Annotated in this window: 14 protein-coding genes; 11 read left to right on the plus strand and 3 right to left on the minus strand. The window is 55.7% G+C overall.

The genetic code is table 11. The features are described from left to right. The first annotated feature begins 3 nt into the window (after nt 1-3). From C5523_RS01105 to C5523_RS01115, 3 genes are read left to right on the plus strand one after another with little or no spacing between them, the layout of a single operon-like run. On the plus strand, nt 4-4005 hold the full coding sequence (locus C5523_RS01105) for a cellulose biosynthesis protein BcsC (RefSeq protein ID WP_108700476.1): 4002 nt from the start codon (nt 4-6) through the stop codon (nt 4003-4005). Continuing rightward, nucleotides 4005-4484 (plus strand): cellulose biosynthesis protein BcsD, encoded by a 480-nt coding sequence (gene bcsD, locus C5523_RS01110; protein ID WP_025760132.1) that lies wholly within the window; start codon nt 4005-4007, stop codon nt 4482-4484. The genes C5523_RS01105 and bcsD overlap by 1 nt, the downstream gene beginning before the upstream one ends. A gap of 8 nt (nt 4485-4492) precedes the next feature. After that, nucleotides 4493-5491: a glycosyl hydrolase family 8 gene (locus C5523_RS01115; protein WP_039080213.1), complete on the plus strand. Its 999-nt coding sequence runs from the start codon at nt 4493-4495 to the stop codon at nt 5489-5491. A 126-nt stretch (nt 5492-5617) separates the two neighbouring features. Here the strand turns inward: C5523_RS01115 and bcsG are convergent, their stop codons facing one another. Genes bcsG through bcsE form a run of 3 tightly spaced genes read right to left on the minus strand, consistent with a single transcriptional unit; the run spans nt 5618 to nt 9043 of the window. After that, entirely contained in the window at nt 5618-7297 is a 1680-nt protein-coding gene (gene bcsG, locus C5523_RS01120; RefSeq protein WP_108700477.1) for a cellulose biosynthesis protein BcsG, read from the minus strand. After that, a complete protein-coding gene (gene bcsF, locus C5523_RS01125; RefSeq protein ID WP_039080215.1) occupies nt 7290-7487 on the minus strand; it encodes a cellulose biosynthesis protein BcsF in 198 nt (65 codons plus the stop codon). Before bcsF ends, bcsG begins: the two co-directional genes overlap by 8 nt. Next, nucleotides 7484-9043, minus strand: coding sequence for a cellulose biosynthesis c-di-GMP-binding protein BcsE (gene bcsE / locus C5523_RS01130; RefSeq protein WP_079496938.1), 1560 nt, complete (start codon nt 9041-9043; stop codon nt 7484-7486). Before bcsE ends, bcsF begins: the two co-directional genes overlap by 4 nt. 171 nt (nt 9044-9214) lie before the next feature. On the opposite strand from bcsE, the gene bcsR reads away from it, so the two are divergent. The 8 genes from bcsR to C5523_RS01175 all read left to right on the plus strand — a co-directional run bounded on the left by bcsR (nt 9215) and on the right by C5523_RS01175 (nt 23464). Continuing rightward, nucleotides 9215-9403: a cellulose biosynthesis protein BcsR gene (gene bcsR, locus C5523_RS01135; protein WP_039080217.1), complete on the plus strand. Its 189-nt coding sequence runs from the start codon at nt 9215-9217 to the stop codon at nt 9401-9403. Between the two features lie 11 nt (nt 9404-9414). Then, on the plus strand, nt 9415-10179 hold the full coding sequence (gene bcsQ / locus C5523_RS01140; RefSeq protein ID WP_079496939.1) for a cellulose biosynthesis protein BcsQ: 765 nt from the start codon (nt 9415-9417) through the stop codon (nt 10177-10179). Continuing rightward, nucleotides 10176-12773 (plus strand): UDP-forming cellulose synthase catalytic subunit, encoded by a 2598-nt coding sequence (gene bcsA / locus C5523_RS01145; RefSeq protein WP_108700478.1) that lies wholly within the window; start codon nt 10176-10178, stop codon nt 12771-12773. Before bcsQ ends, bcsA begins: the two co-directional genes overlap by 4 nt. 25 nt (nt 12774-12798) lie before the next feature. Beyond that, nucleotides 12799-15210, plus strand: a complete 2412-nt coding sequence (gene bcsB, locus C5523_RS01150; RefSeq protein WP_052249308.1) for a cellulose biosynthesis cyclic di-GMP-binding regulatory protein BcsB — start codon at nt 12799-12801, stop codon at nt 15208-15210. Between the two features lie 6 nt (nt 15211-15216). Continuing rightward, the gene (bcsZ, locus tag C5523_RS01155; RefSeq protein WP_108700479.1) at nt 15217-16323 is read left to right on the plus strand and encodes a cellulose synthase complex periplasmic endoglucanase BcsZ; all 1107 of its coding nucleotides are present in this window, start codon (nt 15217-15219) and stop codon (nt 16321-16323) included. Next, entirely contained in the window at nt 16305-19796 is a 3492-nt protein-coding gene (gene bcsC, locus C5523_RS01160; protein ID WP_108700480.1) for a cellulose synthase complex outer membrane protein BcsC, read from the plus strand. Before bcsZ ends, bcsC begins: the two co-directional genes overlap by 19 nt. 217 nt (nt 19797-20013) lie before the next feature. Continuing rightward, the gene (hmsP, locus tag C5523_RS01165) at nt 20014-22020 is read left to right on the plus strand and encodes a biofilm formation regulator HmsP (protein ID WP_039080222.1); all 2007 of its coding nucleotides are present in this window, start codon (nt 20014-20016) and stop codon (nt 22018-22020) included. A 157-nt stretch (nt 22021-22177) separates the two neighbouring features. Continuing rightward, on the plus strand, nt 22178-23464 hold the full coding sequence (locus C5523_RS01175) for a dicarboxylate/amino acid:cation symporter (RefSeq protein WP_039080223.1): 1287 nt from the start codon (nt 22178-22180) through the stop codon (nt 23462-23464). Nucleotides 23465-23515 lie beyond the last annotated feature (51 nt).

Below are 23515 nucleotides of genomic sequence, written 5' to 3' on the forward strand. Positions count from 1 at the left end.
AGAATGATGATAAAAACCGCCCGCCGTTTGACGACGCTGTGCCTGTCCAGCGCGCTCACTTTCGGTATACCAGGGCTGGCTCATGCCGCCGCGAATGATGCCGCGCTCAAAGCCTTATTTGACCAGGCGAATTACTGGCATGAGAAATCCCACGATGACCTGGCGATGGAGTCGCTGCGTAAAGTATTGATGGTGGATGCCAATAACACCCAGGCGATGTACCTGATGGCGTTATGGGCGCAGCAAAATGGCGATCTGCAAGTCTCGTCCCAGTGGCGTACGCGGCTGGCGCAGGTTTCTCCTGACGATCCGGGGTTGCAGGCGCTGGATAATGCCAAACAACTGACGCAGGTTCCGCAGGGGCAATTGAGCCTTGCCCGCCAGCAGGCGCGCAGCGGTAACGTACCGGCGGCGCTGGCGACCTGGCGCAGCATGTTTAACGGCGATACGCCGCCACCCAGCCTCGCCCCTGAGTACTACCAGACGATGGCGGGAGATAAAACCCTTTATCCGCAGGCCGTGTCGCAACTGAAAAATTTCGTGATGCATAACCCGCAGGATACCTCGGCGCGCATTGCACTCGGCAAAATCCTGACCTGGCGTGAAGAGACACGCCGCGACGGCATTTTGTTGCTCGAACCGATGGCCAGCGGCAGTAAAGAGGCCGATGACGGGTTGCGTCAGGCGCTGTTATGGCTGGGGCCGCAGGCAGGCGATGAGCGCTTCTACGACACCTGGCTACAGCGGCATCCTCAGGATACTGATGTCCAGAACTATTACCGTAAAAATGTCGGCGGCGCGGCGAAAGGCGCGGGCTATACCGCACTGAACAGCGGTGATAACAGTGCGGCAAAAAACAAATTTGAGCAGGTGCTGCAAACCAACCCTAACGATGCTGACGCCCTTGCCGGGATGGGCTACATCGCCCAGCGTAGCGGTGATTACAAAGCGGCGGCACAGTACCTGAATCGGGCAGCCAGTCAGGGCGGGGATGCTTCTGATGAGCGTAAAAATCAGGCCGCAGATGCGGCGTTTTACGGCCAGCTCGCCCAGGCGCAGCAGGCATTGAAAGAGGGCAATATTAGCCAGGCGCTGGCGCTTTCGGCCCCGCTGGCACAAGAGAGCGGGGAGCGTGGCACGGCAGGAAAACTGTTCCGTGCTTCTGTACTGCGGCAGAACAAAGACTTTTCGCAGGCCGAACAGACCCTGCGGGGACTTCTCAACGAGCAGCCGCAGAACGCCCCGGCACGGGAAAACCTCTATTACGTCCTGCGCGACCAGAATAAAACGGAAGAAGCGCAGGCGATGCTGCGCACTTTACCCGCCAGCCTGCAGGAAAAACTGCAGCCGCGTGTGGTCGCGGGGGCGCCTGGCGATCCGATTCGCCGTCAGGCACAGCAACTGGTCCAGGCCGGTAATACTGACCAGGCGATTTCGGTACTGCGCCAGGGCGTTGCCCGCGTGCCGGATGATCCGTGGTTGCGTCTTGACCTTGCCCGCCTGCTGCAAAAATCCGGGCAGGAAGGTGAAGCGGCCACGGTGATGATCCCGGCGGGTCGCGATGGTGCTAACAGCAATTCACTGTACGCCGCTGCGCTCTATGCCAGCGAAAGCGGGGCCTGGCAGCAGGCCAACTCTCTGCTGGCGCGTATTCCGCCGTCCAGCCGTAATAGCCAGATGCGCGATCTGTCGGAAAGTGTGAATTACAACCTGCAAATGGCGACGGCAGAACGTTACCTTTCACAAGGGAACATGACCGCGGCGTCCAATACGCTGAAAGCGCTGGCCAGTCAGCCGCCGAAAAGCCCGGTCGATGCAGGGAAACTGGCGCGGATGCTTGCCCGTTCGGGTGACATCACCACCGCCGTATCGCTGGTGCGCAATAGTATTAAAGATGGCGTAGAAGGCAACGCCGGGGATTATGCCGATCAGATAGCGGTACTGAACCAGGCGGGGCTTACTCAGGAAGCGCAAACCCTGATGTCGAACCCGGAGCTACAGGCGCGCAGTACGCCTGCTCAGCTTGCGGGGATCCGCAATGGCTACGTGATTAATGAAGCCGACAAACTGCGTGAAGAGGGCAACTACGCCGCGGCGTATGACAAGCTGATCCGTGCGCTGCAAAGCGACCCGCAAAACACCGATTTGATGTTCGCCATGGGCCGTCTGTACCAGACAGGCAAAATGAACAAAGAAGCGGGCGTACTCTACGACTATCTGATGACCCGTGATACCGAGGATCAGGCGGCGCGTGTGGGGGCTATCGACGTTGCGTTGTCTGAGAATAACGTGCAAAAGGCCACCACCCTTGCCAGCGGTCTGCGTAGAGACAGCTCACCAGAACGTATGCTGTTGCTGGCGCGTCTGGAAGAGGCAAAAGGCAACCACCAGCAGGCGATGACCTACTTACGTAGCGCACGCGGCAAACTGGTGGGGCTGGAGTCGTCTAACAGCGCGGCTACGCCGACGATTGGCGGCATACTGTTGGCAGATAATCCGTTTACCACTACCAGTAAAACGCCGCCGCAGTCGAGTTCTCCACTGGCGTTGTACGGCACTATTCTGCCGTGGCAGGTCGCGCAAGTGGCCCGTGAACCGGGGAGCAGTTTACCGGGCACAACCCGTACCGATTTGCCGGTCGAGACCGCGCAAAGCCGCACGCTGCGTCAGGTTGATAACATGATGCAGGAGCTTGATGAGAAGAAAGGGATGTGGTTGCAGGGCGAGGTCGATATCCGTGGCCGTGACGGTGAGTCGGGCACCAGTAAACTGACCGAAGCCAAAACGCCGCTGACCTGGTCAAGTTCGCCGTTTGGTGAGTCGCGCTTCGAGTTTACCGCCACGCCAATCAGTTTGAGTTCAGGAACCGCTTCGGGCGATGCCTGGCGCCGTTATGGCTCGAACCCACTGGCGAATGCGGTGACCAATATCAGTCAGTCTGTCACCAATGCCAATACCACGACCGATACCAATGCGACGGACAAGTTTACCGACCTGTCCGGGTATGCGGATGCGAACAAATTGTCGCCGTTTACTGATACTGGCCTGGAACGTCTGGACAGATTGTTAGGTACCGATTTAGGCCGTCTTAAAGCGCTCAGTACTTCCAGCTATAAAGCGAGTTCCAGCGATCCGATTAACTCATCAACGGATTCGCAAAACGGCAACGGCGTTGAGCTGAATATGGCGCTCAGTGGCGATAGCTACCGTGTGGATATTGGCAGTACGCCGCTCGGTCAGGACATGAGTACGCTGGTGGGCGGAGTGAAATGGTCGCCGAAGCTTTCCAATTACCTGACGTTAATTCTGACCGGCGAACGCCGCGCGGTGACCGATAGCCTGCTCTCCTATGTTGGCCTGAAAGATAAATATTCAGGAGACAGTTGGGGCCAGGTGACGAAAAACGGCGGTAGCGTACAACTGAGCTACGACGACGGTGATGCGGGCTTCTTCGTGGGGGGCGGTGGTTACAGCTACATTGGCAACAACGTGGCGAGCAACACCAGCGCCAACGCCAACGCCGGCGTGTACCTGCGTCCGTGGCATGATGATTTCCGTCAGTTGCAGACGGGCTTAAGCGTCAGTTGGATGAATTTCTCGAAAAACCTCAGCTACTTCACCTATGGGCAGGGGGGCTACTTTAGCCCACAGAACTATGTCAGCGTGTCGTTACCTGTCGATTTCTCACAAAAAATCGATAACTGGAAGCTGAGCCTGGGCGGATCGGTGGGATACCAGTCCTACACCCAAGATAAGAGCGATTATTTCCCGAACGATCCCGAAGCACAGAGAATGTTGCAGCAACTGGCTGATATGGGCTTTACCAAAGAAGCGCAGTATGGCAGCAAATCGCAAAACGGGATTGGCTATACCTTCCGGGCAGGGATTGATTACAACCTGAACAAGAACATGACCGTCGGCGGTAGGGTCGGTTACGACACCTTTGGCGACTATAACGAAAGTACTGCCGGGATCTGGTTCCGCTATATGTTGGGAGATAAATAATGACGTCGAGTACGGCTAATCCTTTACTGCTGTCTTATTTTCAACGGCAGCAAACGCCGGCCGGTTGGTTTGACCTGCTGTCGGTAATGGTTGATGGCATGGTGAGAAACGTGGGGGAAGCGGAAAGCCAACCCTTCTTGCGCCAGATGGGGGCATCGCTGGCGGAACGTTTTCCTCTGCCTGCCTCACAAACCATCGGCGAACTCGAAACCAACATCAACGCGCTGCTTGCGGAGTTTAATTGGGGCTATATTGATATTGATGCCAGCGAAGAGGGATTATCGTTCCGCCATCAGGGGTTACCGGTTTCCCGGGATGAGAACAGCCAGACGCGTTGGTGTTACGCATTTTGCGCCATACTGGAAGGGCTTTATTCCCGTTGGCTGCAGGGACAGGGCGGGCAATCGCATCTCGCTTTTAGCCGCGAACGGCTTTACTCCGTATCGGACGTTGTGTTCCGCTACGCTAACCCACAATGAGTCTGAGTATGTTTAAACGCGTTTTCGCCATGATGGTGATGATGGTGAGTGTGCTTTTTTCCTCGTTTTCACAGGCGGGACAGGCCTGGGAAGCGTACAAAGCGCGCTTTCTGATGACGGATGGCCGTATTGTTGATACCGGCAATAAAAACGTCTCTCACACGGAAGGCCAGGGTTTCGCCATGCTGATGGCGGTGGCCAGCAATGATAAAGCGGCGTTTGACCGCATCTGGGGATGGACAGATAAGACGCTCAGGAACAAGGACAATGGTCTGTTCTACTGGCGTTTTAATCCCGTCGAGCCGGATCCGATTGCCGATAAGAATGACGCAACGGATGGCGATGCGTTAATTGCATGGGCATTGTTAAAAGCCAGTCAGCGCTGGAATGATAACAGCTATGCCACCGCATCGGATGCCATTACCCAGGCGATGATTAAACATACGGTGATCAATTATGCGGGTTATCGGGTGATGCTGCCGGGGGCGAAGGGGTTCAATCTCAACAGTTATGTGAACCTGAACCCGTCCTATTTTATCTTCCCGGCATGGAAAGCGTTCGCCAACCGTAGTCATCTGGTGGTCTGGAATGATCTGATCCGTGATAGCACTACGCTGCTTGGCAAAATGGGCTGGGGTCAATCGCATTTGCCTACCGACTGGGTATCACTGTCGGCGGATGGCAAACTGAGCCCTGCTAAAGAGTGGCCGCCGCGCATGAGTTTCGACGCCATTCGTATTCCGTTGTATATCTCATGGTGGAACCCGCAAAGTTCGCTGCTGACGCCGTGGCGCAACTGGTGGCAGGGTTATGATCGTAGCCGCACCCCGGCCTGGGTGAACGTTACAACCAACGATACCGCCCCGTACAATATGAATGGCGGTTTGCTGGCGGTACGTGATTTGACGATGGGTCAAACGTCTGGCGAGCCGCAAATCAACGCACAGGATGATTATTATTCTGCCAGTCTGAAAATGTTGGTCTGGCTGGCACAGCAGCAACAGTAATTTTCCGCTTTTCCTGGTGATGTCTCCTCACCCTCTCCCTTGAGGGGTGAGGAGTCCCCACAAAAATGCGAGCACGAACGGTCCCCTCTCCTCTTTGGGGAGAGGGCCAGGGCGAGGGGAAATAACCTACTGCGGATAGGGCACCCAGTCGCCGCCGTTCAGCCGAACATACGGCTTATTCTGGTACTGAATCACCACGGCGTTAGCATTTTCTGAAACCGGCGCTGTCTGCGGCAGGCCGCTGGTCAACTGATCCCAGTTCACACGATCTTCGGTGAATATCTTGCCATCCAGCACGCGCGTTACCAGTTCTGATATCGCCAGGAAGCTGCTCGGTTGATTGATCTCAATTGCAGGCCCTTCATGCGGCGCCTTCATACCAAAGAACTTGATTGCCGTTGGGACGTGGGTAATTGATGGGCTTGGAATATCACGCAGGCCGGAAACCTGCATCTTGTCGCCCTGCAGCGCCGCGCCATGTTCCGGCACCATCACCACCATCACCTTACGCCCGGATTTCTCCAGTTGCGTGAAGAAGGCATCCAGCTCATCAAACAATTTCTGGGCGCGAATTTTATAATCCGCCGTCTGGCGCACGCCGGGGAAATGGTTACCGTCGTGCAGTGGCAGCAGGTTATAGAAGGTCGCGGTACGCTGACCATTATTGTTCGCCTCGTTCTCCATCCAGCGGTTCAACACGGCGGTATCGTCATAGACCGGGGAGCCATCAAACGACAACAGAACCGGCGGCAAGCCTGCCTGATTCATCAACGGCACCTGCACGCCGCCGTTGTCGCGGATCTCTTTGAGGAAATCACCAAACACGCCGTTGTGATCCATCATCAACTGTTGGGTGAAGCCCAGTTTGGCCAGGTTATCAAACAGGTAGCACTGGGCGCCGGCTGTCTGGTAGAGATTTTTATGCGATGTCTGACCGCAGCTCGCGCGTAGCAGACGAATGGCCGCCGGGCCGCTATAGGCAGTGGCCGAATTAAACTGCTTAAAGACGATATCGAAATGTGACCACAGTGGGTGCGATGACAAACCTGCGGCTTCAATATCTGACCAGGAGAGCGAACAGATGTTGATAACCAGCAGATCAAAAGGCTGTGCATCTGTCGGCAACTGGGTCGGGAACGGCGTCTGGCGTTTCTCTTCGGAGGCATAGAAACTGGCGAGCCAGGCATTCAGGTTCTCAGAGGTTGGCGGCGCGGTTTGTGCCGGAATATCGCCCACCACGGGTGTTGCCGCGGTATTCGCGACGGTCGGCGCCACCGTACCGCCCGTTGTGGCAAGGGTGTTTTGTTGGGTGCTTTGCGGCCACAGGGTGAAGGCCGGGCCGACAATCGTCAGCACATTCAGCCAGATCATAATAGCGACAACAAATACCGTGACGCGTATCCACTGCGCCAGGAACAGCCAGGCGATCAGCAACACGAACAGCGCGCCAATCATCTGCCAGTTAATAAAACGCGTTACCAGATCGAGCAGGTAATCGGCGCTAAAGCCTGCCACCTGGGAGCCCTGGCTCATAATGCTATCGATACCCGGTAGCCAGGTATCATGCCAGAACAGGCCGAAACCAATCGGGAGGGCAATCCAGTGGCGCAGGCGGTGCAGGCCCGGACCTGGCAATGGCATCAACAAAAAGGCCATAAACACCAGGTTCAGCAATGGATGAAAATTAAGGTAGCCCGCCCACAGCAAACCAAATTTCACCAAAAAATAGAAATTCCAGCCGGATAAACCGCGCCAGTGTTGCCACAGCGTCGAGGGCCTGGAAGGCGTCAGCGTTTGATTAGTCATGTTTTCGGTCTGCCTTGACGAACGATTCCCGACGCAATATGCCGGCCGGTTTAACGTAGCGAGGTTTAATAAACATTATTCTTGCAATAAGACGAATGCGGTACAGCCAGTGGCGTGCCAGATAGCCCAGCGGGAAGAAAATCAGCGCGCAAAGGATAACGAGTTCAATAATATCGGCGATGGACATCATGATGCGCTCCCCGTCTCTTCACTTAACAGTCGCAGGGGTTGGGGGATACGTCGCCAGACTTGCCCGTCATGCTCGGCATTCATGATTTTCGGCTCATCGCTTGTACCCGCCAGCGGACTGCCCCATTTTTCCGGCCCGACTTCCCGCAATAGCACCAGCTCGGCCGCAATCTGGTTGTCTTCGAACCACACCATGCGGTTAGAGAAGATGTCGGCTGTAGGTAACGGGAAAATGTGGTTAAGGGCGGTGTCGAGATCGTTCACACGACAGAACGACAAAAACATCAACAGGCGATTATCGCCGATGGTGACAATATCCCCGGCACGGTTCGGGCGGCAGAGCGTTAGCGCTTGTTCTACGCGAATACCGGGCACCGGGCGCAGCGCCACCAGCACCCCCTTGCCGTCTGGCGGTAACAGCGTGTTATTCACCATATTGGCTACCGCTTCACAGAACGTGGTCCACGGCTGGAAGCCGCGCAGCTTGAGCGGCAGTGTCATTGAGAGCAGCGTAGAGATATCTTCCGGCACAATGCGTTTAAATTGTTGCCCCTGTACGCTTTCGATAAGCGTCAGGCAGCGGGAGAGTGGGGCGTTCCAGGGGATGACCATGTTTGCGCCACACCGCAACAGCAAACGTTCATCGGTGGCGCGCAGGCTGGCCCTGGTTTCACGAACGATAATCTTCAGTGCGCTACCGCGCTGGCGGCGCAGAGTATGAATCTGGCGGGCAATGGTTTCGATTTGGTTATTCTGACTCAGGGCGAAAATAAGGGTCGCGGCCTGGCTGGTTCGCGCCTCGTCAAACATTCCTTCGTTGGTTTTAAATAGCGTCCAGTGTTCAGAAAGCGCGGGCGCCCCTTCCAGCACATCGACATTACTGAGCACCCGTTTTTCATCACTGCGCGGCTGGACGGAGGCCTCTTCCTGGTTCGCTAATTGCCAGTGACCATCGTGATGTTCAAGAATAAGTTGTTGCTGGGCACTCACGCCTCTGTCGTTACACCACCAGGCCACATCATAAAGATGCGTTCCGCTTGTATAACGCAAACTAGCCAAACCGAACAATGAACGGTATTTACCTATCAATACTGATGATTGCCTGTCGCTATTGTTTGCAGGGTTTATTACCAGCAATGCGCAGTTATGATATTTCGTCCACTCATGAATTCGTATTAGCCAGTGGTGTAATTTCTCTGCCGAAATATTCTGCCAGGCGTTATTTGCACACAGCAAAATGAGTAAATAATTCTCAGGTTCAATAGAACAAAGTAAATCGCGGGAGAAAAAGTATAGACCTTTTTCGTGACTTGGCATGGAAAAAAGTTGTATTTTTTTGGGGCCGCGATCGGATTCTAATCTGAGGATGTTCTGCAAATCATAACCCATACCCGCAACCGCGACTTTCGCGTTTTCAGATTGCGATGCAATTGTTTGATTAACAAGGCTAATTGCGTCTTCTTCACGATCGGCGTTAATCCACCAGACGCCGCCGGCAGGCATGTGACGTAATTCGTCCCATAGCGACTGGATGCCAATAGAAAATATGGGGTCCACGGTGTCCCTCTACGCGTAATTTATCTGTATCTCAGTTTACTAGCGAAAGCAGAGAAATAAACCTAACATTGAAATTAAAGAACATCAGATTTAGCATGTAAACGAATTTCGTCGCAAATACCTTACTAAGAATGTACGCAATCTTTTCCTGATTATAAGGGTCGTGTCTGAATGCATAACGATGAACCTAAAACTCAGATGGATTCGACGCTGGGTTATACGTTTCAAAATGATTTTTTGGCGCTCAGTAAGGTGTTTTCTCTGCCCGAAATAGATTATGCCGATATTTCCCAACGAGAACAGTTGGCGGCGGCTATTAAACGTTGGCCCCTGCTGGCAGAATTTGCTCGTCAACAATAAGGAAGCCGTGGATGGCTGTATTGGGGTTACAAGGGGTACGCGGCGGTGTGGGCACCACATCAATTACCGCGGCGCTTGGCTGGGCATTACAACTTTTAGGGGAATCGGTACTTGTTATTGACGCCTGCCCCGATAACCTCCTGCGCCTCTCATTTAATGTTGATTTCGACCACGCCGACGGTTGGGCGCGCGCGCTTCTGGACGGCAAAGACTGGCGCGACGCGGGCCTGCGTTATACCTCCAGCATCGACATCCTGCCCTTTGGCCGCCTGACGGATGCCGAATGGGAAAACCAGCACCTCTTATATCAGCCCCCGGGCCAGCTAACGACGCTATTACAGGCGCTGAAAGCACAGCAGCGCTACCAATGGGTGCTGGTTGACTTACCGCACGGCTGCTCGCCGCTGGCGCGCCAGTTTCTTGAATATTGCGACCACACGCTGGCGGTGGTGAAACCGGATACCAACTGCCACGTGCGCCTGCACCAACAGCGGCTGCCGACAGGCGCGCACATCCTGATTAATGATTTACGTATTGGCAGCCAATTGCAGGATGACCTGTATCAGGTGTGGCTTCAAAGCCAGCGCAACCTGATGCCTGTTCTCATCCACCGTGATGAAGCGATGGTGGAATGTCTGGCAGCCAAACAGCCGTTGGGAGAATACCGGAGTGATTCACTGGCGGCAGAAGAGATCCTGACGCTGGCAAACTGGTGTTTGCTGCACTGTTCGCCCGCAGCCACGCCAGGGGAACAACACGCGAGGGTGCCTGAATGAGTCGTCTGGCCGCCTTGTTTCTGACCCCCCCGGTATATACCCGCTTAAGCGAGCGTTACCGCTTTTATCGCCGGAATAAGGCGTCGGGGTTCAGTGCGGCATGCGGCTGTTTCTGGGTAGCACTGGCATGGCTGTTTCTGCCGCTGGAAAATGATCGCTGGCAGCGGGTGCGTGAGCAGCATCAGGCGCTGTTTCCACACATTAATCCGGACAAACCGCGTCCGCTTGACCCGGCACGTTATCTGTTGCAGGTCCTCTGGCTGCTGGCAACTTTGCCACAGCATGTGGCAGCGCAGGCGCAGAAACCTGAACGCGTCCATAAGCTGCGCGAACGTTACCATCGCTGGCTGGATTCTCTGCCCACCCGCGTTTCTGACCAGACCCGCCACCTGGATAACCAAAAAGAACTGGGGCATCTCAGCCGGAGAACGCGACGTTTCATTCTGGGGATCATCATCACCTTCTCGCTGATTCTGGCGATCGTCTGCATTACCCAGCCGTTTAACCCACTGTCGCAGCTCATTTTCCTGCTGCTGTTATGGGGCGTGGCCCTGTTGGTTCGTCGTATTCCGGGGCGTTTCTCCGCGCTGATGCTGATCGTCCTGTCGCTAACGGTCTCCTGCCGCTACATCTGGTGGCGCTATACCTCGACCCTGAACTGGGATGACCCGGTCAGCCTGGTGTGCGGTATCGTGTTGCTGTTCGCTGAAACCTATGCGTGGATTGTGCTCATTCTCGGCTATTTCCAGGTGGCCTGGCCGCTTAATCGTCAGCCGGTGCCGCTGCCAAAAGATATGGCTCTCTGGCCGTCGGTCGATATTTTTGTGCCCACCTATAACGAAGATTTAAATGTGGTGAAAAACACCATTTATGCGGCGATGGGTATCGACTGGCCGAAAGATAAACTCAAAATCTGGATCCTTGATGACGGCGGTCGGGAAGAGTTTCGTCAGTTTGCCCAGACCGTGGGCGTGGAATACATCGCCCGTACCACCCATGAGCACGCGAAAGCCGGGAACATCAATAACGCGCTGAAATATGCCAAAGGCGATTTCGTTTCGATTTTTGACTGCGACCACGTGCCGACGCGCTCTTTCCTGCAAATGACCATGGGCTGGTTTATCAAAGAAAAAGATCTGGCGATGATGCAGACGCCGCACCACTTTTTCTCGCCGGACCCGTTCGAGCGCAACCTTGGCCGTTTCCGTAAAACGCCAAACGAAGGAACTCTGTTCTACGGGCTGGTTCAGGACGGCAACGATATGTGGGATGCCACCTTCTTCTGCGGCTCGTGTGCGGTCATTCGTCGTGGTCCGCTGGATGAGATTGGCGGTATCGCGGTGGAAACGGTCACCGAAGATGCCCATACCTCGCTGCGCCTGCATCGCAGAGGACATACTTCTGCCTATATGCGTATTCCTCAGGCCGCCGGTCTGGCAACGGAGAGTCTGTCGGCGCACATCGGCCAGCGTATCCGCTGGGCGCGCGGGATGATTCAGATTTTCCGTCTCGATAATCCCCTGCTCGGCAAAGGGCTGAAACTGGCGCAGCGTCTGTGTTACGTCAACGCCATGCTGCACTTCCTCTCCGGGATCCCGCGCCTGGTGTTTCTCACCGCGCCGCTGGCGTTCCTGCTGCTGCATGCCTACATCATCTATGCGCCAGCCATCATGATTGCGCTGTTTGTTTTGCCGCACATGATCCACGCCAGCCTGACCAACTCCAAAATTCAGGGTAAATATCGCCATTCGTTCTGGAGTGAAATCTACGAAACCGTACTGGCCTGGTATATCGCACCGCCGACTCTGGTGGCGCTCTTTAACCCGCACAAGGGCAAATTCAACGTCACCGCAAAAGGGGGACTGGTCGAAGAAGAGTATGTCGACTGGGTTATCTCCCGGCCCTATATCTTCCTTGTTTTGCTGAACATCGTCGGCGTGCTGGTGGGCATCTGGCGTTATTTCTACGGCCCGCAAAACGAGATTTTAACGGTCTTCGTCAGTATCGCATGGGTGTTCTACAACCTGATTATCCTCGGTGGCGCGGTGGCGGTATCGGTGGAAAGCAAGCAGGTTCGTCGCGCGCACCGCGTGGAGATAGCCATGCCTGCGGCTATCGCCCGCGAAGACGGTCATCTGTTCTCCTGTACCGTGCATGATTTCTCCGACGGCGGCCTGGGGATCAAAATCAACGGCCAGGCCCAGGTACTGGAAGGGCAGAAAGTCAGCCTGCTGTTAAAACGCGGCCAACAAGAGTATGTCTTCCCGACAATGGTCGTGCGCGTTTCCGGCAATGAGGTGGGGCTGCAATTAATGCCGCTGACCACGAAACAGCATATCGATTTTGTGCAGTGTACATTTGCCCGTGCGGATACATGGGCGTTGTGGCAGGACAGCTTCCCGGAAGATAAGCCACTGGAAAGCTTAATGGATATTTTAAAACTGGGCTTCCGTGGTTATCGCCATCTCGCGGAATTTGCTCCACCGTCTGTGAAAATGATTTTCCGGTCGCTAACCATACTGGTTGCCTGGATTGTGTCGTTTATACCGCGTCGCCCGGAACGTGAAGCGGTAATACAGCACCCCGTGACGTGATTGGCTCAACAATGATGAAAACGCGATGAAAAGAAAACTTTCCTGGATTTGTGCAGTGGCTGTGGGGATGAGCGCTATACCCTCCCTGATGACGTATGCGGCACCCGGTAACCCGGCGGCGCAAGCGGCCCCCACCGTGCCTGCCGTCGCGCCTGCGACCCAGCCGGTCGCGACGCCTGCGCCAACACAATCGGAAACGCTGGTCCCTACCACCCCGACAGAGGGACAAACGCAACCGGCACCCCCGACCGGAAGCCATGCCACAGGGCAGGTGACGCCGGCCGTGACGCTTTCAAATGCGCCATCGCGCGAGGTCAAGCTGACGTTTGCTGAGATTGCGCCGCCGCCAGGCAGTATGGTGCTGCGCGGTGTCAACCCGAACAATGGCATTGAGTTCGGCACGCGCAGCGATGAAGTGGTGTCGAAAGCGCTGCTCAATCTCGAATATACCCCATCACCGTCACTGCTGCCGGTCCAGTCGCAGCTAAAGGTCTACCTGAATGACGAACTGATGGGCGTGCTGCCGGTCACCAAAGAACAACTGGGTAAAAAGACCTTTGCGCAGGTGCCCATCGACCCGCTTTACATTACCGACTTCAACCGCGTGCGGCTGGAGTTTGTCGGTCACTATCGCGATGTCTGTGAAAACCCGGCCAGCACGACGCTGTGGATGGATATTGGCCGCAGTAGCTCGCTGGAACTTTCTTACCAGACGCTGGCCGTGCAAAACGACCTGTCGCACTTCCCGATCCCGTTCTTCGACCCGCGTGACACCCGTCCGTTAACGCTGCCGATGGTCTTCGCCGGTGCGCCGGATCTGGCTGAGCAGCAGGCGGCGGCGGTCATTGCCTCCTGGTTTGGTTCGCGTACCGGCTGGCGGGGGCAGAATTTCCCGGTCATGTACAACGGTCTGCCGGATCGTAATGCGATTATTTTCGCCACCAACGACAAGCGTCCGGATTTCCTGCGTGACGCACCGGCGGTGAACGCCCCAACCATCACCATGATGAGCCACCCGAACAATCCTTATGTGAAATTACTGGTGGTATTTGGGCGCGATGACAAAGACCTGTTACAGGCGGCAAAAGGTATCGCTCAGGGGAACGTGTTGTTCCGTGGCAGCAGTGTCACCGTTGATGAAGTGAAACCACTGCTGGCGCGCAAACCCTATGATGCGCCGAACTGGATACGCACTGACCGTGCGGTCACCTTTGGTGAACTGAAAACCTATGAAGAGCAGTTGCAGTCCACGGGCCTGCAACCGGCGTCGATCAATGTCGCGTTGAACCTGCCGCCGGATCTCTATCTCTTGCGCAGTAACGGTATCGATATGCACCTGAACTATCGTTATACCGCGCCGCCGACCAAAGACAATTCGCGCATGGATATCAGCCTGAACAACCAGTTCCTGCAATATTTCAGTCTGGTCAGTAATCAGGATACCAACCGACTACTGCTGCGCCTGCCGGTGTTACAGGGGCTGCTGGATGGTAAAACCGATGTTTCTATTCCGGCGCTGAAACTGGGGGCGGTGAACCAACTGCGCTTTGACTTCCAGTATATGAATCCCATGCCGGGGGGCACTATCGACAACTGCGTCACCTTCCAGCCGGTGCAAAACCGTGTGGTGATTGGCGACGATTCCACCATCGACTTCTCGAAGTACTACCATTTCCTGGCGATGCCGGATCTGCGCGCGTTTGCCAATGCAGGCTTCCCGTTCACCCGAATGGCTGACCTGTCTGAAACCATTGTTGTGGTGCCGCCAACTCCGACGGAGGGGCAACTGACCACGCTGCTGGACTCGCTGGCTACCGTCGGTGCGCAAACGGGCTTCCCGGCAATTAACGTGACATTGACCAATGACGGTACGCAGATTCAGGGGAAAGACGCCGACATCATGATCATCGGCGCGCTCCCGGAAAAACTGAAAGACGACAAGCGTATCGACCTGCTGGTTCACGCGGCGCAAAGCTGGGTGAAAACGCCGCTGCGCCAGACGCCGTTCCCTGGTGTGACGCCTGATGATGTTGATCGTCAGGCGGATGCGCAGACCTCGGTGTCGTCCAGCGGCCCGATGGCGGCCATTATCGGCTTCCAGTCGCCTTATAACGATCAGCGCAGCGTGGTTGCACTGCTGGCGGATAGCCCGCGCGGCTACGAGTTGTTAAACGACGCGATGAATGACAGCGGTAAACGTGCCTCGATTTTCGGCTCCGTGTCGGTGATTCGCGAATCGGGGGTGAACGGTCTGCGTGTGGGTGACATCTACTACGTGGGCCACCTGCCGTGGTTCGAACGTATCTGGTATGCGCTGGCGAACCATCCGGTACTGCTGGCGATTCTGGCCGCGGTGAGCGTGGTATTGCTGGCATGGGTGCTGTGGCGTCTGCTGCGTATTATTAGCCGTCGTCGTCTCGACCCGGATCACGAGTAAGCGGTGATGAAAGCGCTACGCTGGATGGTCATGGCGGCGCTTATGCTGGCGGCGGCGCAGGTAAGCGCCGCCTGTAACTGGCCCGCATGGGAGCGCTTTAAACAGGACTATATTAGCGATGGCGGACGCGTCATCGACCCAAGTGATGCCCGCCAGATAACCACCTCCGAAGGGCAAAGCTATGCCCTGTTCTTTGCCCTTGCGGCGAACGATCGCGATGCCTTTAAAACGGTGCTGAGCTGGACGCAAAATAACCTGGCGGAAGGGGATTTAAGCGCGCGGCTTCCTGCATGGCTGTGGGGGCGGAAAAATGAAACCGAATGGACGGTACTGGATACCAACTCCGCGTCGGATGCGGATATCTGGATTGCCTGGTCTCTGCTGGAAGCCGGACGGCTGTGGAACATGCCGGACTATACCGGGATCGGAAAAGCGCTGCTCTCGCGCATTGCCAAAGAAGAGGTGACCACGGTGCCCGGCCTTGGCTCCATGCTGCTTCCCGGCAAGATCGGGTTTGCTGATAACGATACCTGGCGCTTCAACCCCGGCTATCTGCCGCCCCAACTGGCCCAGTACTTTACCCGTTATGGCGCGCCCTGGACGACGCTACGGGAGACCAACCTGCGGTTAATTATGGAAAGCGCGCCGAAAGGGTTCTCGCCTGACTGGGTGAGTTATCAGAAAAATAAGGGCTGGCAGCTTACCGCCGATAAGCCGGTTATCGGGGGTTACGATGCGATTCGCGTGTATGCATGGGTAGGCATGATGCATGACAGCGACCCGCAAAAGGCGCGTATGCTGGCGCGCCTCAAACCCATGGAAACCATGACGGCGAAACAGGGTGTGCCGCCAGAAAGAGTCAACGTGGCGACCGGCAAGGTACAGGGTAATGGCCCTGTGGGTTTCTCGGCGGCACTCCTGCCGTTTTTACAGGATCGTGATGCTCAGGCGGCGCAGCGTCAGCGGGTGGCGGATCGCTTCCCCGGCGAAGACGCGTATTACAGTTATGTTCTGACCCTTTTCGGACAAGGTTGGGACGAGCATCGTTTCCGCTTCACCCCTCGCGGTGAGTTACAACCTGACTGGGGCCAGCAATGCGCAAGCTCACATTAAGTTTATTGTCTTTCACGCTCGGCATCTCAGTGATGACTTTCGCGCAGGCGGCACCGGGCGCGCAACAACAACTGCTTGAACAGGTACGCCTGGGCGAAACCACCAAACGTGAAGATTTAGTACGCCAGTCGTTATATCGCCTTGAATTAATGGCCCCCGACGACCCGGATGTGATTGCCGCGCGTCTGCGCTATCTGCTGCGTCAGGGTGATAATGCCGGAGCGCAAAAGCAGATGGCGCGGCTGAACGCTCTCGCACCAAACGCCAGCGCGACCAAAGCGTCGCGTATCACGATGGCGCTGTCGACACCCGAAGGGCGACAGGCCTTGCAGGAAGCGCGTTTACAGGCTGCCACGGGGCATCCGCAGGAGGCCGTTGCCGCTTACGAGAAGATGTTTAACGGCAGTGCGCCAGCAGGCGATCTGGCGGCGGAATACTGGATTCAGGTGGCGAAAGTTCCGGCGCGACACAACGAAGCCATTACTCAGTTGAAAGCCCTTAATGCCAGCAATCCGGGAAATGCCGATTTGCAAAGTACGCTGGCACGGCTGTTAATCGCCGACGGGCGCAACGAAGAAGGCTATGCCGTTCTTGAGCAAATGGCGAAAAACAACACCGGGCGCGATGCCGCAGCCAATCTCTGGTATCAGCAGATTCAGGGCATGGCCGTCAGCGAAAAAAGCGTGGCGGCTCTCAAGCGTTTCCTGAGCGTGTTCAGTGAAGGGGATACGGTTGTGACGGCGCGCCAGCAGCTTGATGCACAACAGAAACAGTTGGCTGACCCGGCATTTCGGGAGCGTGCCAGCGGGCTGGCGGCCGTGGAAGCGGGCAAGGGCGGCACGGCGATTGGCGCATTGCAGGATGCCGTAAGCAAAAATCATCAGGACAGCGAAGCCGTCGGGGCGCTGGGGCAGGCCTATTCCCAGAAGGGCGATCGTGCCCGGGCGGTGGCGCAGTTTGAGCGGGCCATCGCCCTCGATCCCAATAGCGATAATCGCGGCAAATGGGACAGCCTGCTCAAGGTGAACCGTTACTGGTTGCTGATCCAACAAGGCGATGCGCAACTGGCGGCGAAAAATCCTGCCCAGGCGGAACGCCTCTACCAGCAGGCGCGTGCGATTGATAATACCGACAGCTACGCGGTGCTGGGGCTGGGCGATGCGGCAATGGCCCGCAAGGATACCGCCGCCGCCGAGCGTTTCTATTACCAGGCACTGCGTATGGATAGCGGCAACAGCAACGCGGTACGCGGTCTGGCGAATATTTACCGCGCGCAGTCGCCGGAAAAAGCCGATGCCTTTATTCAGTCACTGAGCGCCAGCCAGCGGCGCAGCATTAACGATATTGAACGCAGCCTGACCAACGACCGACTCGCGCAAGAGGCGGAGCGGCTGGAAAATCAGGGCAACTGGGCGCAGGCTGCCGTATTGCAAAAACGTCGTCTGGCGCTGGACCCGGATAGTGTGTGGGTGACCTACCGTCTGGCCAGTGATTTGCGCTCCGCCGGTCAACAGATTGAAGCCGACGCGCAGATGCGCGCGCTGGCGCGCAATAAGCCCACAGACCCTGAGCAGGTTTACGCTTACGGCCTCTATCTTTCCGGCAATAACCAGGAGAGCGCGGCGCTGGCGCACCTCAACACGCTGTCGCGCGACAAGTGGAACAGCAATATTCAGGAACTCTCCGACAGGCTGGAAGCTAATCAACGCCTGGAGCGGGCTAATCAGTTGCGCGATACGGGCCATGAGGCGGAGGCAATCGCTTTTCTTCAACAGCAGCCTGCGTCGACGCGTATTGATTTGACGCTCGCCGACTGGGCGCAACAGCGGGGCGATAATCCCACGGCGATATCGACCTATCAGCGCGTGTTGAATCGCGAGCCGACCAATGAAGATGCGGTACTGGGGCTGGCAGAAATTTATGCCGCCGACGGCAACCGCATGGCTTCGCGTGGACTGCTGGCGAAATTACCGGCCGCTACCCCGACTGCGCCACGGACGATCAATACCCAACGCCGGGTAGCAATGGTGCAGGCGGCGGTGGGCGATAATGACGCCGCCCGTCAGACTTTCAGCGAGATTGTGCCGCAGGCGAAGGGGCTACCGCCTTCGATGGAAAGCGCGCTGGTGCTGCGTGATGCGGCGCGTTTCCAGGTGCAGGAGGGGCAACCGCAGGCGGCGCTGGAAACCTATAAAGACGCGATGGTTGCATCGGGCGTGGCGGCAACCCGTCCCGCCACTAATGACGAATTCACCTATAAAACCCGTAACAATGAGAAAGATGACTGGCTGAAACGCGGCGTGCGCGGCGATGCCGCAGAACTTTATCGTCAGCAGGATGTGAATGTCACGCTGGAGCATAACTACTGGGGGTCGAGCGGTACGGGCGGCTACTCTGATTTAAAAGCCCACACCACTATGCTGCAGGCCGATGCGCCGCTGGCTGACGGCAGGATGTTCTTTCGTACCGATATGGTGAATATGGATGCCGGAAAGTTCTCGCTTAAAGATGACGGGACATATTCGCCGCACTGGGGAACCTGTAATGAAGTGGCCTGTGAGGGCGGTGACCGCACCCAGACGGCTAACGGCGTGAGCGTTGCGGTAGGCTGGCGCAATAAGACCTGGGATATGGATATTGGCACCACGCCGATTGGTTTTAACGTGGTGGATATCGTCGGCGGCCTGAGCTACAGCAATGATATCGGGGCGATTGGCTACACGCTGAATGTGCATCGTCGTCCGATCTCCAGCTCCTTACTGGCGTTTGGCGGGCAGAAAGATAACGGCAATGGCGATCATCCCGGTACCACATGGGGCGGCGTGCGGGCGAACGGCGCCACCGCCAGCATGAGCTATGACCGTGGCGAGGCGCACGGCGTCTGGGCCTCTTTAGGCGCCGATCAGTTGACCGGGAAAAATGTGGCTGACAACTGGCGAGTGCGCTGGATGGCGGGGTATTACTACAAGCTTATCAATGAGAATAACCGCCGTCTGACCATTGGCCTTAATAATATGATTTGGCACTACGACAAAGATCTGAGCCACTACACCCTGGGGCAAGGGGGCTATTATAGCCCGCAAGAATATTTGTCATTTTCGGTGCCCGTGACCTGGCGTCAACGTACGGAGAACTGGTCCTGGGAGTTGGGTGGGTCTGCCTCCTGGTCACATTCGCGTAAGAAAACGGAACGAAGCTATCCGTTACTGAATTTGATCCCGGCGGATTATCGTACCGACGCCAGAACCGCGCTGGAGGAAGGGAGTTCATCGAGCGGCGTGGGTTATACCGCCCAGGCGTTGGTTGAACGGCGTATTAACGCGAACTGGTCCGTTGGCCTTGGCGTGAATATTCAGCAGGCGAAAGATTACACGCCAAGCCAGGGAATGCTCTTTATCCGTTATTCCGCCGCAGGATGGCAGGGCGATATGGACATGCCGCCGCAGACGCTGACGCCATACGCTGACTGGTAATAATGAGGATAATTCCTGGGGGAAGCGTGGCGGGCAATATGGCCCGCCACATGAAATTTGTGCTTATTATTCCGTGTATTGCTGACGCTTTTTCCTCATAGCGTTGGCGCTGAGGCAATCTTGACGCCTCTTTATCTCAAACTGTCACGATAGGGTATACTCTGGCGGCGGAGTTGTATTTTATTGCCCTGCGCTTGTGTATCTCTGGAGAGTGATTTTGCGTGTCAGCCGTTCTTTAACGATTAAACAGATGACTGCGGTTTTTTCCGTGGCGATGGTGTTTATTTTCATTTTTTGCGTCATTTTGCTGTTTCATTTTGTGCAGCAGAATCGCTACAACACGGCTACGCAACTGGAAAGTATTGCCCGTTCGGTACGTGAACCGCTGTCCGAAGCCATATTAAAGGCCGATTTCCCGGAAGCGGAATCGGTGCTTAAGCAAATTAAGCCTGCCGGGGTGGTTATCCGCGCGGATGTGGTGCTGCCCAATCAGTTTCAGGCGTTGCGCCTGCGATTTATTCCCGAGCGCCCGGTGCCTATGATGATCGCGCGGGTGTTTGAACTGCCTATCCAGATTTCATTGCCCATTTACTCCCTGCAGCGCCCCGCCAATCCACAGCCGATTGCCTATCTGGTGCTCGAAGCGGACTCTTATCGCGTCTATAAATTCGTGATGAGCACCCTTTCGACGTTGGTAACTGCTTACTTACTTTTGACGTTGATTATGACGGTGGCGATCACCTGGTGTATTAACCGATTGATCGTCCATCCGCTGCGCAAAATCGCCCGCGAACTGAGCGATGTACCGCAGCAGGACCAGGTCGGGCACCAACTGGCGTTGCCGCGTCACCATCAGGATGATGAGATTGGCAGCCTGGTTCGCAGCTATAACCGTAATCAGCAAAACCTGTTGCGTCAGCATGATGAGCTGAACACCCAGTCGACCCTCTTCCCGGTATCGGAACTGCCAAACAAAGCTTTCCTGATGGCGCTGCTGGATCAGGTGGTGGCACGGCAGAAGACTACCGCGCTGATGTTTATCGCCTGTGAAACGTTGCAGGATACGGCGGGTGTGCTGAAAGAGTCACAGCGCGAGATGCTGCTATTGACGCTGGTGGAGAAGCTGAAATCTGTCATTTCACCGCGGATGGTGCTCGCCCAGGTCAGTGCCTATGACTTCGCCATTATCGCCCACGGGGTGAAAGAGCCATGGCACGCCATAACATTAGGTCAGCAAGTACTCACTGTTATTAATGAACGCGTGCCCATTCACGGCATTCAGTTGCGCCCGAGTGCCAGCATCGGTGTGGCGATGTTCCATGGCGACCAGACCGCAGAACAGCTTTATCGACGTGCGGCTTCAGCGGCGTTTACATCGCGACGCAAAGGGAAAAATCAGATTCAATTCTTCGATCCAAAAGAGATGGAAGAGGCGCAAAAACGGCTGACGGAAGAGAGCAATATCCTGACCGCGCTTGAAAATCGCAAGTTTGCCATCTGGCTTCAGCCGCAGGTGGACCTCGCCACGAATGCGGTGGTGAGCGCCGAAACATTGCTGCGTATGGAGCAACCGGATGGCAGTTGGGAGCTGCCGGAAGGGTTAATCGAACGTATCGAGTCGTGCGGGCTAATGGTTACCGTGGGTTATTGGGTGCTGGAAGAGTCGTGCCGTCTGTTGTCTGCCTGGCAAGAGCGCGGGCTGATGATGCCGCTGTCGGTGAATCTCTCGGCGTTGCAACTGATGCACCACGATATGGTGCCGGACATGCTGGAACTGCTCAATCGCTATCGAATTAAACCCAACACCTTGATTCTTGAAGTGACTGAGAGCCGTCGCATTGATGACCCACAGGCGGCGGTGACCATTCTGCGCCCGCTGCGGAATGCGGGGGTGCGTATTGCGCTGGACGATTTCGGCATGGGCTATGCCGGGTTACGTCAATTACACCATATGAAGTCACTGCCGGTAGATGTACTTAAAATCGACAAAATTTTTGTTGAAGGCTTGCCCGACGACAGCAGCATGGTGGCGTCGATTATCCACATGGCGCGAAGCCTGGATTTACACATTATCGCCGAAGGGGTCGAAACCGAAGCGCAGCGCGAATGGCTGCAAAATGCGGGTGTGGAAATCGTACAGGGATTTTTGTTTGATCGCGCCATGACGCCGGAAGCATTTGAAGCGCGTTATTTTTCGATGCCAGACAATGCTGAAAATGGTTGAAATGTTGCTGGCTTGTACGAGTCAGCTCTAACTTTTTAACATCATTGTTTCAAATTTGATGTGAGTATATTTCTGTCATGTTTTCTGGGTGTTATTTTTAACCCGCAGGCGCGAGAAATCCCCAAAAAGCCTGTGGTTTATACCTCAAGGACACCCTATGAAAACCTCTCTGTTTAAAAGTCTGTATTTCCAGGTACTGACGGCAATCGCTATCGGTATTTTGCTCGGCCATTTCTACCCGGAACTGGGCGCGCAAATGAAACCGCTTGGTGATGCCTTCGTTAAGCTGATTAAAATGATTATCGCCCCTGTCATCTTCTGTACGGTAGTGACAGGTATCGCCGGTATGGAAAGCATGAAGGCGGTAGGCCGCACAGGTGCGGTGGCGTTGCTCTATTTTGAAGTGGTCAGTACGCTGGCACTGATTATCGGCCTGATTATCGTCAACGTTGTGCAGCCCGGGGCGGGGATGAATGTTGACCCCTCCACGCTGGATGCTAAAGCGGTTGCGGTGTATGCAGAACAGGCCAAAGAGCAGGGTATCGTCGCCTTCCTCATGGACGTTATCCCGGGCAGTGTGATTGGCGCGTTTGCCAGCGGCAACATTTTGCAGGTGCTGCTGTTTGCCGTGCTGTTTGGTTTCGCGCTGCACCGTCTGGGCAACAAGGGCCAGCTAATTTTCAACGTGATTGAAAGTTTCTCGCAGGTCATTTTCGGCATCATCAACTTTATTATGCGTCTTGCACCGATTGGTGCGTTTGGCGCGATGGCCTTTACCATCGGTAAGTACGGTGTTGGCACGCTGATCCAGTTGGGGCAGCTCATTATCTGCTTCTATATCACCTGTATTCTGTTCGTGGTGGTGGTGCTGGGTTCGATTGCCCGCGCAACGGGCTTTAACATTTTCAAATTTATCCGTTATATCCGCGAAGAACTGCTGATCGTGCTGGGGACCTCTTCGTCCGAGTCTGCGCTGCCGCGTATGCTTGAGAAGATGGAACGCCTCGGTTGTCGCAAGTCCGTCGTGGGGCTGGTTATCCCTACCGGCTACTCGTTTAACCTCGACGGAACCTCTATTTACCTGACGATGGCGGCCGTCTTTATCGCCCAGGCAACGAACAGCCATATGGATATTTTCCATCAGATAACCTTGCTGGTGGTCCTGTTGCTCTCGTCAAAAGGCGCAGCGGGGGTGACCGGGAGCGGTTTTATCGTACTGGCGGCAACCATTTCCGCGGTGGGCCATTTACCGGTAGCAGGGCTGGCGCTGATTCTGGGTATCGACCGCTTTATGTCAGAAGCGCGTGCGCTGACTAACCTGGTCGGTAATGGCGTGGCGACCGTGGTCGTGGCGAAATGGGTAAAAGAGCTCGATCAGAAAAAGCTAACGGATACGCTGAATAATCGTGCATCAAGCAGCAAAACCGGCGAAATTTCCTCTTAATTTCGCTACTTAGCCCCGTAGTCCTTGTCGGGCTACGGGTGCCTGCGCATA

Source organism: Phytobacter sp. SCO41 (genome assembly GCF_003073275.1).
Classification (GTDB): Bacteria; Pseudomonadota; Gammaproteobacteria; order Enterobacterales; family Enterobacteriaceae; genus Phytobacter; species Phytobacter diazotrophicus.

Excerpts from the sequence above, each read along its gene's own strand:
- C5523_RS01105 (WP_108700476.1), top strand. The coding sequence starts at position 4 with ATGATGATAAAAACCGCCCGCCGTTTGACGACGCTGTGCCTGTCCAGC.
- bcsD (WP_025760132.1), top strand. The coding sequence starts at position 4,005 with ATGACGTCGAGTACGGCTAATCCTTTACTGCTGTCTTATTTTCAACGG.
- C5523_RS01115 (WP_039080213.1), top strand. The coding sequence starts at position 4,493 with ATGTTTAAACGCGTTTTCGCCATGATGGTGATGATGGTGAGTGTGCTT.
- bcsG (WP_108700477.1), bottom strand. The coding sequence starts at position 7,297 with ATGACTAATCAAACGCTGACGCCTTCCAGGCCCTCGACGCTGTGGCAA.
- bcsF (WP_039080215.1), bottom strand. The coding sequence starts at position 7,487 with ATGATGTCCATCGCCGATATTATTGAACTCGTTATCCTTTGCGCGCTG.
- bcsR (WP_039080217.1), top strand. The coding sequence starts at position 9,215 with ATGCATAACGATGAACCTAAAACTCAGATGGATTCGACGCTGGGTTAT.
- bcsQ (WP_079496939.1), top strand. The coding sequence starts at position 9,415 with ATGGCTGTATTGGGGTTACAAGGGGTACGCGGCGGTGTGGGCACCACA.
- bcsA (WP_108700478.1), top strand. The coding sequence starts at position 10,176 with ATGAGTCGTCTGGCCGCCTTGTTTCTGACCCCCCCGGTATATACCCGC.
- bcsB (WP_052249308.1), top strand. The coding sequence starts at position 12,799 with ATGAAAAGAAAACTTTCCTGGATTTGTGCAGTGGCTGTGGGGATGAGC.
- bcsZ (WP_108700479.1), top strand. The coding sequence starts at position 15,217 with ATGAAAGCGCTACGCTGGATGGTCATGGCGGCGCTTATGCTGGCGGCG.
- bcsC (WP_108700480.1), top strand. The coding sequence starts at position 16,305 with ATGCGCAAGCTCACATTAAGTTTATTGTCTTTCACGCTCGGCATCTCA.
- C5523_RS01175 (WP_039080223.1), top strand. The coding sequence starts at position 22,178 with ATGAAAACCTCTCTGTTTAAAAGTCTGTATTTCCAGGTACTGACGGCA.